This window comes from Arthrobacter sp. NPDC056727 (assembly GCF_042790555.1).
Classification (GTDB): domain Bacteria; phylum Actinomycetota; class Actinomycetes; order Actinomycetales; family Micrococcaceae; genus Arthrobacter.
The window spans coordinates 15,914-30,649 of record NZ_JBHTZA010000023.1; the positions used below are offsets into that span (position 1 = coordinate 15,914).

13 protein-coding genes are annotated in these 14,736 nt (G+C 68.5%); 11 read left to right on the forward strand and 2 right to left on the reverse strand.

Going from position 1 to position 14,736, the window contains the following annotated elements:
- Positions 1–261 precede the first annotated feature (261 nt).
- The 5 genes from ACFRAH_RS19235 to ACFRAH_RS19255 all read left to right on the forward strand — a co-directional run bounded on the left by ACFRAH_RS19235 (position 262) and on the right by ACFRAH_RS19255 (position 5,564).
- Positions 262–1,401 (forward strand): PP2C family protein-serine/threonine phosphatase, encoded by a 1,140-nt coding sequence (locus ACFRAH_RS19235; protein ID WP_377992508.1) that lies wholly within the window; start codon positions 262–264, stop codon positions 1,399–1,401.
- Positions 1,398–3,419, forward strand: a complete 2,022-nt coding sequence (locus tag ACFRAH_RS19240; protein WP_377992509.1) for a glycosyltransferase family 2 protein — start codon at positions 1,398–1,400, stop codon at positions 3,417–3,419. The genes ACFRAH_RS19235 and ACFRAH_RS19240 overlap by 4 nt, the downstream gene beginning before the upstream one ends.
- The gene (locus ACFRAH_RS19245; protein WP_377992510.1) at positions 3,409–3,741 is read left to right on the forward strand and encodes an STAS domain-containing protein; all 333 of its coding nucleotides are present in this window, start codon (positions 3,409–3,411) and stop codon (positions 3,739–3,741) included. The genes ACFRAH_RS19240 and ACFRAH_RS19245 overlap by 11 nt, the downstream gene beginning before the upstream one ends.
- A complete protein-coding gene (locus ACFRAH_RS19250; protein ID WP_377992511.1) occupies positions 3,734–4,162 on the forward strand; it encodes an ATP-binding protein in 429 nt (142 codons plus the stop codon). Before ACFRAH_RS19245 ends, ACFRAH_RS19250 begins: the two co-directional genes overlap by 8 nt.
- 97 nt (positions 4,163–4,259) lie before the next feature.
- On the forward strand, positions 4,260–5,564 hold the full coding sequence (locus ACFRAH_RS19255) for a glycoside hydrolase family 26 protein (protein WP_377992512.1): 1,305 nt from the start codon (positions 4,260–4,262) through the stop codon (positions 5,562–5,564).
- On the opposite strand, the gene opgC is transcribed toward ACFRAH_RS19255, so the two are convergent.
- Positions 5,565–8,042, reverse strand: coding sequence for an OpgC domain-containing protein (gene opgC, locus ACFRAH_RS19260; RefSeq protein WP_377992566.1), 2,478 nt, complete (start codon positions 8,040–8,042; stop codon positions 5,565–5,567). It abuts the gene before it with no gap.
- A 56-nt stretch (positions 8,043–8,098) separates the two neighbouring features.
- The gene (locus ACFRAH_RS19265; RefSeq protein ID WP_377992513.1) at positions 8,099–9,367 is read right to left on the reverse strand and encodes an ATP-binding protein; all 1,269 of its coding nucleotides are present in this window, start codon (positions 9,365–9,367) and stop codon (positions 8,099–8,101) included.
- 259 nt (positions 9,368–9,626) lie between these two features.
- Between ACFRAH_RS19265 and uraD the strand changes: the two genes are divergently transcribed.
- The 6 genes from uraD (at position 9,627) to purM (ending at position 14,688) form a co-directional block, all read left to right on the forward strand.
- The gene (gene uraD, locus ACFRAH_RS19270) at positions 9,627–10,124 is read left to right on the forward strand and encodes a 2-oxo-4-hydroxy-4-carboxy-5-ureidoimidazoline decarboxylase (RefSeq protein ID WP_377992514.1); all 498 of its coding nucleotides are present in this window, start codon (positions 9,627–9,629) and stop codon (positions 10,122–10,124) included.
- Positions 10,121–10,459 (forward strand): hydroxyisourate hydrolase, encoded by a 339-nt coding sequence (gene uraH / locus ACFRAH_RS19275; RefSeq protein ID WP_377992515.1) that lies wholly within the window; start codon positions 10,121–10,123, stop codon positions 10,457–10,459. The genes uraD and uraH overlap by 4 nt, the downstream gene beginning before the upstream one ends.
- Positions 10,460–10,470: 11 nt before the next feature.
- The gene (locus ACFRAH_RS19280) at positions 10,471–11,316 is read left to right on the forward strand and encodes a fumarylacetoacetate hydrolase family protein (protein ID WP_377992516.1); all 846 of its coding nucleotides are present in this window, start codon (positions 10,471–10,473) and stop codon (positions 11,314–11,316) included.
- A gap of 62 nt (positions 11,317–11,378) precedes the next feature.
- The gene (locus ACFRAH_RS19285) at positions 11,379–11,735 is read left to right on the forward strand and encodes a hypothetical protein (RefSeq protein ID WP_377992517.1); all 357 of its coding nucleotides are present in this window, start codon (positions 11,379–11,381) and stop codon (positions 11,733–11,735) included.
- Between the two features lie 47 nt (positions 11,736–11,782).
- Positions 11,783–13,525: an amidophosphoribosyltransferase gene (gene purF / locus ACFRAH_RS19290; protein ID WP_377992518.1), complete on the forward strand. Its 1,743-nt coding sequence runs from the start codon at positions 11,783–11,785 to the stop codon at positions 13,523–13,525.
- Positions 13,525–14,688: a phosphoribosylformylglycinamidine cyclo-ligase gene (purM, locus tag ACFRAH_RS19295; RefSeq protein ID WP_377992519.1), complete on the forward strand. Its 1,164-nt coding sequence runs from the start codon at positions 13,525–13,527 to the stop codon at positions 14,686–14,688. Before purF ends, purM begins: the two co-directional genes overlap by 1 nt.
- Positions 14,689–14,736 lie beyond the last annotated feature (48 nt).

The following is a 14,736-nucleotide window of genomic DNA, read 5'->3' on the forward strand; positions in this document are numbered from 1 at the left end:
TCCTGCAGGAAAACGGCAAACCCTTCCGCACCGGCTGCGGAAGGGTCGGACCCGACCCGACCAAAGGTGAGGAAGGGTCGGACCCGACCCGACCAAAGGTGAGGAAGGGTCGGACCCGACCCGACCAAAGGTGAGGAAGGGTAGGACCGGACCCGACCAAAGGTGAGGAGGCGTTGACAGGGGCGTTCACGCAGGCCAAAGCGGTTGGACACGGGGCGACTTCGGCGTGACAAGTCTGTAAAGACAGTAGTTAATAGAGGCATGCCTGCTACCCCTGAGCCGCGCCGCGCCGTCGTGATCGAGGATGATCCGGACATCCGTGGCCTGCTGGTCCGGGTGCTGACAAAGCAGGGCTTCGACGTCACCGAGGCCGGCGCGGGTTTCCCGGGCATCGAGGCCGTGCGGAACACCAAGGCAGACCTGGTCACGCTGGACCTGAACCTGCCGGACCTGGACGGGCTGGAGGTCTGCAAGCGGCTGCGGGAGTTCTCGGACGCGTTCATCATCATGCTCACTGCCAGGGTGGACGAGCTGGACAAGCTCAGCGGCCTGGACAACGGCGCGGATGACTACATCAACAAGCCCTTCAGCCCGCGGGAATTCCAGTCCCGGATCAACGCGCTGTTCCGCCGTTCCCGGACCCCCGCCGCCGACGAGGCCGCCCAAAACGATCTCCGGCGCGCCGCCGAGGTGCAGCAAAGCCTGCTCCCCCGGGAGGCCATCGAGCTGGACGGCTACGAGGTGGCAGGCGTGTTCCGCCCCACCCGCAGCGTGGGCGGCGACTTCTACGACTGGTACCAGACGCCCGATGGGCTCCACCTGACGTTCGCCGACGCCATGGGCAAGGGCATGGGCGCCGCCCTGATCGCCGCGACCGCCCGGGCGGTGATGCGCTCGGTCCGCCACGAGCCGGACCTCGGCAACGCGTTCAGCCTGGCCAGCCGATCGATCGCGTCGGACCTGGACATCTCGGGGTCCTTCGTCACGCTCTTCCATGCCCGGCTGGACGCCGGTTCCGGGAAAGTCAGTTATGTCGACGCCGGCCACGGCCTGGCGCTTCACCTGCAGGCCGACGGCGGTGCGCAGCGGCTTCCGTCCGCCGGGCCGCCGGTGGGCGCCTGGGGTGATGCCGGCTGGACCGAAGCGGACCTGGACCTGTCCCCCGGCGACTCGCTCGTCGTCGTCAGCGACGGCATCCTGGACGTGTTCGGCTCCGTCGAGGAGTTCACCGATGCCGTCCGCCGCTCGACGCACGGGCAGCCCACCGCAGCGGCGGCCTGCGCCGCCCTGCTGGAACTGGCCCCCGCCGACACCGCGGAGGACGACGTCACCGCGGTCATGGTGCGGCGCCTGGCCGGGACAGCCGGGACAGACGAGCCGGCCGGAACGGCCACACGGTGACACGCTTCTGGACCCGACTGGTCGTGGTCCTGACGGTGCTCCTGGGCGTCAACTACATCGCCTGGCGCTGGCTGGCCTCGCTGAACTGGGAGGCCTGGTGGATCGCCGTCCCGCTCGTGGCTGCCGAGACCTACAGCCTGATCGACGTCATGCTGTTCGGGATGACCGTGTGGCGCCTGAAAATCCGCAAGGGCGCGCCCCCGGTTCCTGACGACGCCACCGTGGACGTCTTCATCACCACCTACAACGAGCCGCTGGACCTGGTGATGACCACGGCCCTCGCCGCCAAGCGCATCCGGCACCCGCACAGCACCTGGATCCTCGACGACGGTGCCCGCCCCGAGATGCGCCGTCTCGCCGAAGAGCACGGGCTGGGGTACGTCACGCGCAGCGAGGACTGGAAGAACATGCCCCGCCATGCGAAGGCGGGCAACCTCAACAACGCCCTGATGGTCACCGGGGGCGAGTTCCTGCTGATCCTCGACGCCGACCAGATCCCCGAGCCGGACATCCTCGACAGGACGCTGGGCTACTTCACCAACCCCAAGGTTGCGCTGGTGCAGACGCCCCAGTACTTCAGCAACGTCCCCGCCAGCGATCCCCTGGGCAGCCAGGCGCCGCTGTTCTACGGCCCCATCCAGCAGGGCAAGGACGGCTGGAACGCCGCGTTCTTCTGCGGCTCCAACGCCATCCTCCGCCGCGAGGCACTCATGCAGCTGGGCCTGGTGGGATACGTCAAGGAGACGGAAAAGAGCATCCGCCGCGCCCTGGCGGCATCCCAGTCGGCCATCCAAAAGGCCCGGAAGTCGGCCGATTCGGACAACCTGCTTGTGGCGCAGGTGCTCGACGAGGTGGAGGCCGCCACGACGGAGGCCCGGCGCCAGCTCGACGACGGCCGGTCACTGAGCGAGATCACCTACCGTGTCCGCCGGAAGGTGGACCAGGCAGTCCACGCCCTGGTCCAGGCCGATGTGTCCGCGCTGCAGGCGGACCTCGAGGAAATCGCCGCCATGGAACTGGCGCACGTGGGCGATTCCGGCGTTCCCGTGGTGGCCGACGACGCCGTGCAGCGCATGTCCGCCCGCGACTGGTCCCCGCTCGGCGCCATCGAATCGGTGCAGGCCGTGCTGGACGCCCTGTCCGTGGAACGCACCGGCGAAGCCCAGCCCGTCATGCCGCTGGCCACCATATCCGTCACGGAGGACATGGCCACCGCCATGCGCATCCACGCGATGGGCTGGGAGAGCGTCTACCACCACGAGGTCCTCGCCTACGGCCTGGCGCCGGAGGACCTCGCCACCATGCTGACGCAGCGGCTGCGCTGGGCGCAGGGCACCATCCAGGTGATGCTGCGGGAAAACCCGCTGGTGCAGCGCGGGCTCAAGCTGGGCCAGCGCCTGATGTACTTCGCCACCATGTGGACGTACCTGAGCGGATTCGCCGCGGTGATCTATTTCGCCGCGCCCATCATTTACCTGCTGCTCGGGATCCTGCCGGTCACCAGCCTCAGCACCGACTTCTTCATCCGGTTCATTCCGTTCATGGTGGTCAACCAGCTGCTGTTTGCCATCGCCGGCCGCGGCATCCCCACCTGGCGCGGGCAGCAGTACAGCCTGGCGCTGTTCCCCACCTGGATCAAGGCATGTACGACGGCGGCCCGCAACGTCTGGTTCGGCCGTCCCCTTGGGTTCGCCGTCACCCCCAAGGACCGCCAGACGGGCGGCCCCAGCTGGAGCCTGATCCGGCCCCAGATCGTGGTGTCCGTGCTGCTGGCCGTCTCCTCGGTGGTGGGCATCGCGCGGCTTGCCGCGGGGATGTCCGAACCGGTCGGTACGCTGGTCAACGTCGCCTGGGTGGTGTTCGACCTCGTGGTCATGAGCATCCTGGTGCGCGCCGTGCTGTACAAGGGTTTTGAGCCAGAGGGGTTTGAACCAGAGGGTTTTAAAGCAGAGGTTTCCGGGCCGGAGGACCTTCCGGCAGAGGGTTTGATCGAAGAGAGGAAGAGGGATGGATCTTAGTTACGAGGTCAAGGACTCATACGCCGAAATCAAAGCCGCCGGCCGCCTGAACATGGTGTCCGCGCCCAAGCTCAGGGAGTTCGTGGCGGATGTAGTCGCCTCGGGGTCCAGCCGGATCGTGGTGAACCTCGAGGACACCGCCTTCATGGATTCCTCAGGACTCGGGGCCCTCATCGGCTGCCTGAAGGCGGCCCGGCAGGCAGGCGGCGACCTCCGCATCGCCGCCGTCCAGCCGCAGGTGAAGATGGTCCTGGAGCTGACCAGCATGGACCGCGTACTGACCTCCTATGCCACCGCTGAGGAGGCGTTCGGCAATGACTGAGGTCCTGGCCCGCCGCAACTTCCGGAGCGTGGCGGCACCCGAGGCCGTCGATGCCGTGCACGGCCAGCTGGACGACCTGTGGGGGGACGCGCCGTTCGTTCCCGACATGGACCGGATGACGTTCGCCACCGCCGTGATCGAGGCCGCCGCCAACGTGGTCCAGCACGCGAAGCCGGAGTCAGCGGACCCGGTGGAGCTCGGCGTGGACATCTGCATCCGGCAGTCCAGCCTGCAGGCGAAAGTCAGCGCGTTCGGCGCCGCCAGCCCGGCCATCGACGACGGCGACCCCGCCATGCCCGGCGAGGACGCCGAGTCCGGACGCGGGCTGGCGCTGATCCGCGCGCTGGTCACCACCGTGACGTTCACCCGGCAGGACGGGACGAACACCTGGATCCTGTCGCGGAGCCCCATCGGTTCCTGACCGGCGCTGATCCGGCGCTCCGGTTTGGGCGAATCCTTGGCTGATGCCGCGCTTTTGCAGCGCTTCCGCCGAGAAGTTGACGGTACCTTGGGCGGCTATGAGACTGCCCAAGTTACTTGCCACCGTCATGGCCGCCCTGTGCGTTGCCCTGCCTGCCAGCGTCATGGCGGCCGGCCTCGCCCCGGCGCAGGCCGCCAGCGCCGCCATCAGACTCGACGCCGGCTCCGGGCCCGCCGGCACCACCGTCACCGTGACCGGGACGGGGTTCCCCAAGAAGAGCTCCGGAACCCTCAGCGCCGGAGCCAACACCGTACCCTTCACGGCCAGCGCATCCGGCTACTTCACGGCTGCCGTTGTCATCCCGGACAGTGCCGATCCGGTGCTTACCGTAACCGCCGTCTCCGGCAAGATGAGTGCGTCGGCCCCGTTCACCCTGACGTACAGCTCCCCCTCCGCCGCCGATCCGGCTCGGGACGCAACCGACCCGGCCGGCGGGTCCGCCTCCACGTCAACCGCGCCTGCTCCCTCATCACCGCTGCCCAGCACGTCGCTCCTGCGGTTCGGGGTGGGCACGCCCGGCGGGCCGCTCGCCTCGGCCGAGCTCGACGAGGTGGCCGCACTGGCCGGCGAGGCACCGTCGATCATCCTGTCCTACAAGGACTTCAACCAGGCGCCGCCGCTCGCCGAACTTGAGGCCGCCCGGAGCCGCGGAGCCACCGTCCTGCTGACCTGGGAGCCGTGGACCTGGGGCGCAGGCACGTCCCAGCCCGCCTACTCGCTGGACCGCATCACCGCAGGCGACTTCGATCCCTACCTGCGGCAGTGGGGGCAGGCACTGGCGAGCTGGGGCCATCCGGTGATGCTGCGCTTCGGCCACGAGATGAACGGCAACTGGTACCCGTGGTCCGAACAGCTCAACGGGAACGGCCCCGGCGACTACGTTGCCGCGTGGCGCCACGTGCACGACGTCGTCGCCTCCACCGGCGCCTCCAACGTCACCTGGGTGTGGAATCCGAACGTTCCGTACTGGGGTTCCACAGCGCTGAACGCCCTCTACCCGGGCGCTTCCTATGTGGACGCGGTGGCGCTCGACGGCTACAACTGGGGCACATCGGCGTCCTGGAGCACCTGGGTTTCGCCGTCCCAGCTGTTCGGGGACGGCCTCGGCCAGCTCCGGACCTTGGCTCCGGGCAAGCAGATCCTGATCGGCGAGACGTCCTCGGCGGAGCAGGGCGGGTCGAAGGCCGATTGGACGTCGTCCCTGGTGGGCTACCTGGCCGCCCAGGGGGATGTCACGGCCGTGACCTGGTTCGACTTCAACAAGGAAACGGACTGGCGGATCAATAGCAGCCAGTCCGCCGCCGACGCCCTGCGCAACGCCCTGGCCGCCCGCCGGCAGTAGTCAGGTGGGGATGATGCGGAACAGGAACCGGGTCCGGACCATCACCCAGAGCAGCGCCAGGATCACCGCATAGGCGGCGGTGTTGAACAGCACCCGGCCCTCCTGCAGGGCCGGGATGTTCGCGATGACGGCGATCAGGGCCACGTGGATGATGAAGACGTACAGCGTGGCCCGGCCCAGCGGGATCAGGAACCAGCCCAGGGCCCGGTGGACGGGTTTCCAGTACGCCGTCAGCAGCGCGTAGGCTGCCACCACCAGCACCAGGACGTTCAGCAGCCGTCCCACTCCGAGGTAGGTCCGGCCGAAGTAGGCGTCGTACAGGGCCCGGTACGCCGTGTCCGGCAGGATGGCCACACGGACGTCGAAGCTGTTGGCCAGGTACGGGTTGCCCCAGGCCAGGAACGCGAGGCCCGCAGCCAGCACGGTGGACGCCACCACCACCCACGGGTGGGCGGCCAGCCAGGCGATGATCCGGTGCCGGTGGTAGCCCGCCACCATGCCCACAATGAACAGCACCTGCCACACCAGCAGCGGGAAGGAGTCCTCGAATTCGGACGGCAGGAGCCGGATCCGGAAGGTGGTCCCCACCGCGTACAAAGCCGTGGTGGCGGCCAGCACCCACACCGACTTGCCCCGCGACAGGGCCCAGAGGACCAGCGGGCTGGCCAGCAGCAGGATCACATACAGGCCCATGACGTTGAACTGCCAGGGGCCGAACTGCAGCAGCAGGATTCCGGGAATAACCTCCGGCGCCACCGGGAACTGCAGCAGCGAATCCATTCCCGCGTACAGGTCGTAGGAGCGGCCCGCTCCGCCGCGCCCCGCAGCGCCTGTGCCCTGGTCCACGAAGGACGTCAGGGTGTCCGCGTTGATGGCGGGAACGAGGGAAATCACGAACACCGCGAGCAGCACCACCAGCGCCGTGGCGTAAAGCTTCCCGGCGCGCTTGGTGGTGTGGTCAACCACGTCGCCGAAGCTGTCCTTCACCCGGGGACCGAAGACCATGCCCAGCACCAGCCCGGAAAAGAGCACAAAGAGCTCGGCGCCGGAGACGAAGCCCAGCGCTTCCTGGGTGAACAGCTGGAACAGCGAGGTCATGCCGACGTGGTTGACCACCACGAACACAATGGCGAGGCCGCGCAGGAAGTCCACGCGGGAGTCGCGGGAGGAGGGGTCGCCATAGGCCCAGCCGGCCGCCCGGGGCAGGAAGCGCGGGAGCAGCCAAAGGAGGCAGACGACGGCGGCCAGGCCACCGGCCGTCGTCCACGCACCGATTCCCCCGAGGACCTTCCCCACGCCGCCCGAATCGTCGCCGGCCAAACCGCCGCTTGCCGTCACCGGCCCGGTCACAAGCGCTGATTCCGCCAGCCGCGCCCCGGCCGCCGAGGCAATGCCGGGCTGGCCGGTCAGGCGCCAGTCAATGGCGGCTACCCCGGTGTCCCGGGTGCTGGTCCGTTCGTCCCACACGACGGCGCCGATGTTCCCGAACCGTTCGGAGGAGGCTGCGGCGAGCACCTGGTTCCACCAGGCCAGCTTGATGTCCTGCTCTGCCGGGCCGCCGGTGGTGGAGCTGAAGAAGGCGGCCGTCTGCAGCATCATCGGCTTGCCGCGGCCCTTCACGTAGTCCGCGTAGAAATCGCCGTAGCCGCCGCGGCCGCCGCTTCCGGTCAGCATGCCGGCGAGCTCGCCGTCGGCCGGAAGGGTGTTGACGGCCGACGCCCCGCCGGTATCGTCGTGGTACACACCAAGGCCGGACCATTCCACGGCGTCGTCGCCCGGGTAGTACGGCGAATAGGGGTCGTCGGCGCCGTCCCAGCGCCCGTCGCCGTTGGTGTCCAGCAGCCTGAAGCCGTCGGACCCCTGGCCGGGTGCATTGCGGTTCCGCTGGAAGGGGTAGTCGCGGCCCAGGAAGGGCTGCCAGACCATGACCGTGCCGGCGTCGTCCCGGGACTTGAAGGCTGCGGCCACGGCCCGGAACGCCTTCCGGTAGGCCTCCGGCTGCTGGCCCCAGGACACCCAACTGGTGTTCATGTCCGGCGCGAACCTGATGTACAGCCTGCCCTGGAAGCCGGTGCTGAGCTGCTCCACCGTCCGGGCAAAGGCAGCCGCGTCCTCTGCGGACACCTGGTCCAGGGACCGTGAAGGCTTGACCGTCAGCAGGCCATGGGCTCCCTGCGCATCGCTCTGCCGGAAGAATTCACGGATGTGGACCTTCTCGGAGTCCTGCAGCGGGAAAGTGATGTCGTGGCCGAAGATAGCCGGCAGCACGCCCAACCGCTCCGCGAAACCCGCGGCGCTGTCCTTGCCCCATTCCAGTGCGGCGCCGAAGAGCGGCCCCTCCCGTTCGCCCGCCTCCCCTGTGGGCGAAGGCGTGGGGGAAGGAGGCTCCGCGGCGGCGGCCGGGGCCAGGCCTGCCGGCAACAGGACCAGCAGGAGAGCCAGCAGGAGAGCCAGCAACATGGCGGCGACAGACCGCATGCGGAGCGGACTGAGTACCGGAGCTGCGCCGTTCACGACGCTGTTCACGGGCCTGCTCACGGGGCAGCGGGGAAGGTCACGACCACCGTGGTTCCGCCGCCGGGGGTCTCCGTCAGCGTCAGGTCACCGCCGTGCGCCTGGACAATGCGCCGGCAGGTGGCCAGGCCCAGCCCGGACCCCGGGCCGTCCCCTTCCCTGTGCAGCCGCACCAGCGGCTCCAGCACGCGCTGCCGGTCCGCTGGCCCGATTCCCTTGCCATTGTCCGCAACAAGGACAGCTGTGCCGTGGTAGTTGGAGACCGAGATGACCCGGATTTCAAGGGGACGCTCCGGACTGCGGTAGTTCACGGCGTTGGAGAACAGGTTCTGCAGCAGGGCACGCAGCTGCAACGGATCCGCATGCAGCTGCACGTCCTCAGAGTCCAGCGTGGCACCGCTCCCGAACGGAATACCGAGGTCCCGCGCAACGTCCGCGACGGCGGTTCGCAGCGAGACGGGTTGCGGATGCAGCGCACCGCCCACCTTGGAGTAGTCCAGAACGTCCTCGAGCATGGCGAGCATGCGCCGGCCGCTGCTGCCGATGAGCTGCAGGTACTCGGCAGCCGGATGCTGCGGCGGCATGTCCGGATCGTCCTCGCTCAGTTCCACGTAGCCAAGGATCGTGGTCAGCGGAATGCGCAGGTCGTGGCTGACGCGGCCGGCAAAGTCGCCGAGTTTGGCGTTGCTCCTGCGCACCTCTTCGAGTGCCTCGTTCAGCTGCAGCGTCCGGTGCTGCAGTTCCAGGAGCTCCACCGTCTGCTGCGCGAGGAGCTCCAGCATGGCAATCTGCTCCGGCCCGGGGTCTGCCGGCGCATCGGAGAAAACACACAGCGAGCCCAGCACGAAGCCCGAGGCCGTCTCCAGCGGCACCGAGGCGTAAAAACGGACCCTGGCGATCTCACCGGTCACAAACGGATTATTGGCAAAGCGCGGATCATCGGAGGCGTCGCGGACCACGGTGGTTTCGCGGGCCAGGAAGACCCGGGCGCACATCGAATCCTCACGGGAGCAGATGCCCGGTTCGACGCCCGACGCCGCGATCTGCAGCTGCTGATCGGCGGTAATCACGTTCACCACGCTGAAGGGCACGTTGCAGAGCTTGGCCGCCAGGTCCACGAGGTTGTCCAGTGCGGTGCGGGCAGCGGCGGGGCCAGTGTCAGCGCGGTGTGCGCTGCCGAGGGGCGGGGACGCCGGGCCCTCCTGGCCGGGAAGCAGCCCGTAGGCCTGAAGGGCGGCCTGCCGGTCGATGTCCTGCTCCGGGAGCGTTCGAGCGCTGCTGCCTTTCATCCGTCCCCTATCGCCGCGCGGGACCCCGACCCAGCGTCAAGTCCCCCCGACGCCGATACTATCCGGCCACGCTCAACCCCTGCTGTAGTCTCTTGACACCGGCCGACATGCTCCGCTTCACTATTACGTATGCTGAAATAACAGTTCCATGATGCGGAACTCGCAAATGCCCTGTGAAGGGAAGGCGATCACCGGGAGAGGACCCGGACCTCCGCATAGCCGTCACCATGGATGCCAGCATCTGCTTGAGGATCACAACGTGAAGCTTGCCGAATTCAATGCCGCGGACAGGGACGCTGCAAACGCAGTCCTGCGCCCCTGCATCGACGTCCCGCGCTGGGTGGACCAGGTCGCCGGGGCACGCCCGTTCGCGTCGCGCCAGGAACTCCTTGACGGAGCCCGGGCCGCCGCCGCGCCGTTCACCCCGGAAGAGGTGGAAGGCGCCATGGCGCACCATCCGCGGATCGGTGAACGCCCGGCCGCGAAGACCACAGAGGCCGCCATGTCCCGCTCCGAGCAGGCGGGCGTGGACCCTGCGGACGCCGAGGTTGCCGACGCCCTGGCCCGCGGCAACCGCGCGTACGAGGAAAAGTTCGGCCGGGTCTTCCTGATCCGCGCCGCCGGCCGCACCGCCCCCGAAATCCTGGCAGCGCTGAACGGGCGCCTGGCCAACACACCGGCGCAGGAAGACGCCATCGTCGCGCAGCAGCTGCGGGAAATCGCCCTGCTGCGCCTGGAAGGAGTGATCAGCGAATGAGCGTTTCCCACGTAACAACCCATGTCCTGGACACCGGTGCCGGACGCCCGGCGGCGGGTATCGCCGTCGTGCTTTACGCGAACGACGGCGGCAACTGGAGAGAGGTGGGCAGCGGCACCACCGATGCGGACGGCCGCGCCAAAGACCTGGGACCGGAGGTCCTGGCCCCCGGGAACTACCGGCTCAACTTCGCCATCGGCGACTACTACGCCCAACAGGGCGGCACAACATTCTTCCCGGAGGTGGACCTGGTCTTCGAGGTCACCGGCACCGAGCACTACCATGTGCCGCTGCTGCTGAGCCCGTTCGCCTACTCCACCTACCGCGGCAGCTGAAAGGAGACAGAATGCGGCTGATGCGCATTGGCCCGGCGGGCAACGAGGTTCCGGTCGTCATCGACGACGACGGCCAGGCATATGACCTGCGGCCGGTCACCCGGGACATTGACGGGGACTTCCTGCAGGCCTGGGCCGGCCAGCTGGCGGACCTGGACCTGACGGGCCTCCCCCGGGTGACGGTTGACGGCAAGCGGATCGGTGCGCCCATCGCCAGGCCCGGCGCCGTGATCGGGGTGGGGCTGAACTACGCTGCGCACGCCGCCGAATCCGGCCTTCCCGTTCCCGAGCGGCCCATCATCTTCTTCAAGCACCCCAACACCGTGGTGGGCCCGGACGACGACGTGGTCATCCCGCCCGGGGCACAGCGTGTGGACTGGGAGGTGGAGCTGGGCGTGGTCATCGGCCGGCGGGCCAGCTACCTGGCATCCGATGCCGAGGCGGCCGGCTGCATCGCCGGCTACGTCCTGTCCAACGACGTCTCCGAGCGTGAGTACCAGCTGGAGCACTCCGGACCGCAATGGTCGCTGGGCAAGTCCTGCCCGACGTTCAACCCGGTGGGCCCCTGGCTGGTGCCCGCCGCGGCCGTGGATCCGGATGACGTCCGGCTGGCGTCCTGGGTCAATGACGAGGCCCGGCAGGACAGCTCGACGGCGGATATGGTCTTTGGCCCTGCCGAACTGGTCCGCCGGCTCTCGCAGTACATGGTGCTTGAACCCGGCGACCTCATCACCACCGGAACTCCGGAGGGGGTGGCACTGTCCGGCCGCTTCCCGTACCTGAAATCCGGGGACGTCATGCGGATGTCCGGCGGGGACCTCCTGGGCGAGCAGCGGCAGCGGCTGGTGCAGGCCTGAACGGTGTTGGCCTGAAGCCGCCGGGGCGGGCCGGCGGCCGGGATGACAGTAGGCTAGATGGCATGTCTTCCGACCAGCCCACCCCCGAACAGCACGAAGTTCCTGAACGGCGCGAGATCACCGTCCGGCGCGCCCCCAAGTATGTTCCCTTCCTGATCCTGGGCGGGCTGGTGGGGTTCGCCGCGGCGGCGGTCATTGCGTTCGCCCTGCCCGGCGATGCGAGCTACGACCGCGGCTCGGTTTACGGCTTCTTCATGGTGCCGTGCGCCGCGGCCGGTGTGATCCTCGGCGCAATTGCCGCCCTGGTCCTGGACCGGACCAGCGTCCGCCGCGCCCGCCGCGGCGTCGTCGAAGCCGTTCCCGACGCCGCGGAGGAGACCGGAGACGACGGCGACGGCGGTGCCGGTCCCCGGTCATAATCCGGCGGCCGGAAATTCCTTACCCCATGACGTGAGATAATCGACCAGTGGCACGCGGCGATGGAAAACTTTCTCATGATCTTCTCCCTGGCGAAAAGGGCCCGATGGACGCTTGCGGCGTCTTCGGCGTCTGGGCACCAGGTGAAGAAGTAGCAAAACTTACCTACTACGGGCTGTACGCGCTACAGCACCGCGGTCAGGAGTCTGCTGGTATAGCCACCAGCGACGGCAAGCGGATCAACGTCTACAAGGACATGGGCCTCGTATCCCAGGTCTTCGACGAGACCACGCTTAACACCCTGACCGGGCACCTGGCCGTCGGCCACTGCCGATACTCCACCACCGGCGCCAGCCACTGGGCCAACGCCCAGCCGACGCTCGGCGCTACCGCCACCGGCACGGTGGCATTGGCCCACAACGGCAACCTCACCAACACCGCCGAACTCAACGCCATGATCCAGGAGCGCAACGGCGGCCAGCTCAGCGGTGAAATGAAGCAGGGCAACACCTCCGACACCGCCCTGGTGACGGCGCTGCTGGAAGGCGAAGAGGGCAAGACCCTCGAGGAAACCGCCGTCGAACTGCTTCCCAAGATCCGCGGCGGCTTCTGCTTCGTCTTCATGGACGAGGGCACGCTCTACGCAGCCCGCGACACGTTCGGCATCCGCCCCCTGTGCCTGGGCCGGCTGGAGCGCGGCTGGGTGGTCGCGTCCGAACAGTCCGCCCTCGCCACCGTGGGCGCCAGCTTCATCCGGGAGATCGAGCCCGGCGAGTTCATCGCCATCGATGAGCAGGGCGTGCGGTCCCAGCGCTTCGCGGACCCGACGCCGGCCGGTTGCGTCTTCGAATACGTCTACCTCGCGCGTCCCGATGCCGCGATCGCCGGCCGGTCCGTCTACGAATCCCGCGTGGAAATGGGCCGACAGCTGGCACGCGAAAACACGCAGGAAGCGGACATCGTCATCCCGGTGCCCGAATCCGGCACCCCCGCGGCCGTGGGCTACGCCGAGGAATCCGGCATCCCGTTCGCGCACGGCTTCGTCAAGAACTCCTACGTGGGCCGCACGTTCATCCAGCCCTCGCAGACGCTGCGCCAGCTGGGTATCCGGCTCAAGCTCAACGCTCTGGAGTCCGTGATCCGCGGCAAGCGCGTGGTGGTGGTCGACGACTCGATCGTCCGCGGCAACACCCAGCGCGCCATCGTCCGGATGCTCCGCGAGGCCGGTGCCGCTGCCGTCCACGTCAAGATTTCCTCCCCGCCGGTCCAGTGGCCCTGCTTCTACGGCATCGACTTCGCCTCCCGGGCAGAGCTCATCGCCAACGGCGCCACCATCGAGGAGATCTCCCAGGCCATCGGCGCCGATTCCCTGGCCTACATCTCCGAAGACGGCATGATCGGCGCCACCCAGCAGCCGCGCGAACGGCTCTGCACCGCCTGCTTCACGGGCAAGTACCCCATCGAGCTGCCCGGCGCCGACAAGCTCGGCAAGAACCTGCTGGAGCGCACGGACCTGGGCGGCCTGCCTGCCACTGAAACAGCAAGGGCCGGCGCCGCTCCTGCCAATTCGGCAGCGGACGCTGCCGCCGAAGCCGCCATCGCACCGGCTGCCGCCACCCCCGGCAACCCGGACAGCATCCCGGTGACCGAGGACCCCGCGGAAAAGCCGGGCGCCACGGGCTGTGACCCGGGGCCGGACTCCGAGTTCGAGAACCTGCTCACAGACGCCGACCGCGTGCCCGATCTCCACCACGACGCTGCGACCGTCGGCGCTGACAAGAAAGAGTCCTGATGACTTCCGCTTCCTCCACTGCTGACATGAATGCTGCCCAGAACAACACCGGCATCACCTACGCGGCCGCAGGTGTGGACGTCGAGGCCGGCGACCGCGCCGTCGAGCTCATGAAGGACGCCGTCAGGGCGACCCACAACGCGTCGGTGATTGGCGGCGTCGGCGGTTTCGCAGGCCTGTACGACGTCTCGAAGCTCCTGACCTACAAAAAGCCCCTGCTGGCCACGTCCACGGACGGTGTGGGCACCAAGGTGGCCATCGCCCAGGCCATGGACATCCACGACACCATCGGCTACGACCTCGTGGGCATGGTGGTTGACGACATCGTGGTGGTGGGCGCCGAGCCGCTGTACATGACCGACTACATCGCCTGCGGCAAGGTTGTACCGGAGCGTATCGCGGACATAGTACGCGGCATCGCAGCGGCCTGCTCCGTGGCGGGCACCGCACTGGTGGGCGGCGAAACCGCCGAGCACCCCGGCCTGCTGGGCGAGCACGAGTACGACGTCGCCGGTGCCGCCACCGGCGTTGTGGAAGCCGACGCGCTGCTCGGACCGGACCGCGTCCGTGCCGGCGACGTGGTGATCGGCATGGCCTCTTCCGGCCTGCACTCCAACGGCTACTCCCTGGTCCGCCGCGTCATCAACCACGCCGGCTGGGCCCTGGACCGGCAGGTCTCCGAACTGGGCCGCACGCTGGGCGAGGAACTCCTGGAACCCACCCGCGTCTACGCCGCCGACTGCCTGGACCTGGCCCGCGCCTTCCCCGTCACCGGCGGGAGGGCCGTGCACGGCTTCAGCCACGTCACCGGCGGCGGCCTGGCCGCCAACCTGGCGCGCGTGCTGCCGCAGGGCCTCGTGGCCACCGTTGACCGCTCCACCTGGGAGCTGCCCGCCATCTTCAAGCTCGTCTCCGAGCTGGGCCGCGTGCCGCTGCCCGACCTGGAGCGTACGCTGAACCTCGGCGTCGGCATGGTGGCCGTGGTCTCCGCCGAAGCCGCAGACGCCGCCGTGGCCCGCCTGAACGAGCGCGGCCTGCCGTCCTGGATCATGGGATCCGTCAGCGACGATTCCGACGCCGTGGTGAAAACCGGCCCGGACTACGTGCAGGGCGCCAAGGGCGTGGACGGCGGCGCAGTCCAGCTGGTCAACGCGTACGCCTAGCCAATACGCAGAAGGCTCCCCACCATCCGGTGGGGAGCCTTCTTCCTT

Bases quoted from the DNA above. Each gene is read 5' to 3' on its own strand.
- ACFRAH_RS19235 (WP_377992508.1), top strand. From the start codon at position 262: ATGCCTGCTACCCCTGAGCCGCGCCGCGCCGTCGTGATCGAGGATGAT.
- ACFRAH_RS19245 (WP_377992510.1), top strand. From the start codon at position 3,409: ATGGATCTTAGTTACGAGGTCAAGGACTCATACGCCGAAATCAAAGCC.
- ACFRAH_RS19250 (WP_377992511.1), top strand. From the start codon at position 3,734: ATGACTGAGGTCCTGGCCCGCCGCAACTTCCGGAGCGTGGCGGCACCC.
- ACFRAH_RS19255 (WP_377992512.1), top strand. From the start codon at position 4,260: ATGAGACTGCCCAAGTTACTTGCCACCGTCATGGCCGCCCTGTGCGTT.
- opgC (WP_377992566.1), bottom strand. From the start codon at position 8,042: ATGCGGTCTGTCGCCGCCATGTTGCTGGCTCTCCTGCTGGCTCTCCTG.
- ACFRAH_RS19265 (WP_377992513.1), bottom strand. From the start codon at position 9,367: ATGAAAGGCAGCAGCGCTCGAACGCTCCCGGAGCAGGACATCGACCGG.
- uraH (WP_377992515.1), top strand. From the start codon at position 10,121: ATGAGCGTTTCCCACGTAACAACCCATGTCCTGGACACCGGTGCCGGA.
- ACFRAH_RS19280 (WP_377992516.1), top strand. From the start codon at position 10,471: ATGCGGCTGATGCGCATTGGCCCGGCGGGCAACGAGGTTCCGGTCGTC.
- ACFRAH_RS19285 (WP_377992517.1), top strand. From the start codon at position 11,379: ATGTCTTCCGACCAGCCCACCCCCGAACAGCACGAAGTTCCTGAACGG.
- purM (WP_377992519.1), top strand. From the start codon at position 13,525: ATGACTTCCGCTTCCTCCACTGCTGACATGAATGCTGCCCAGAACAAC.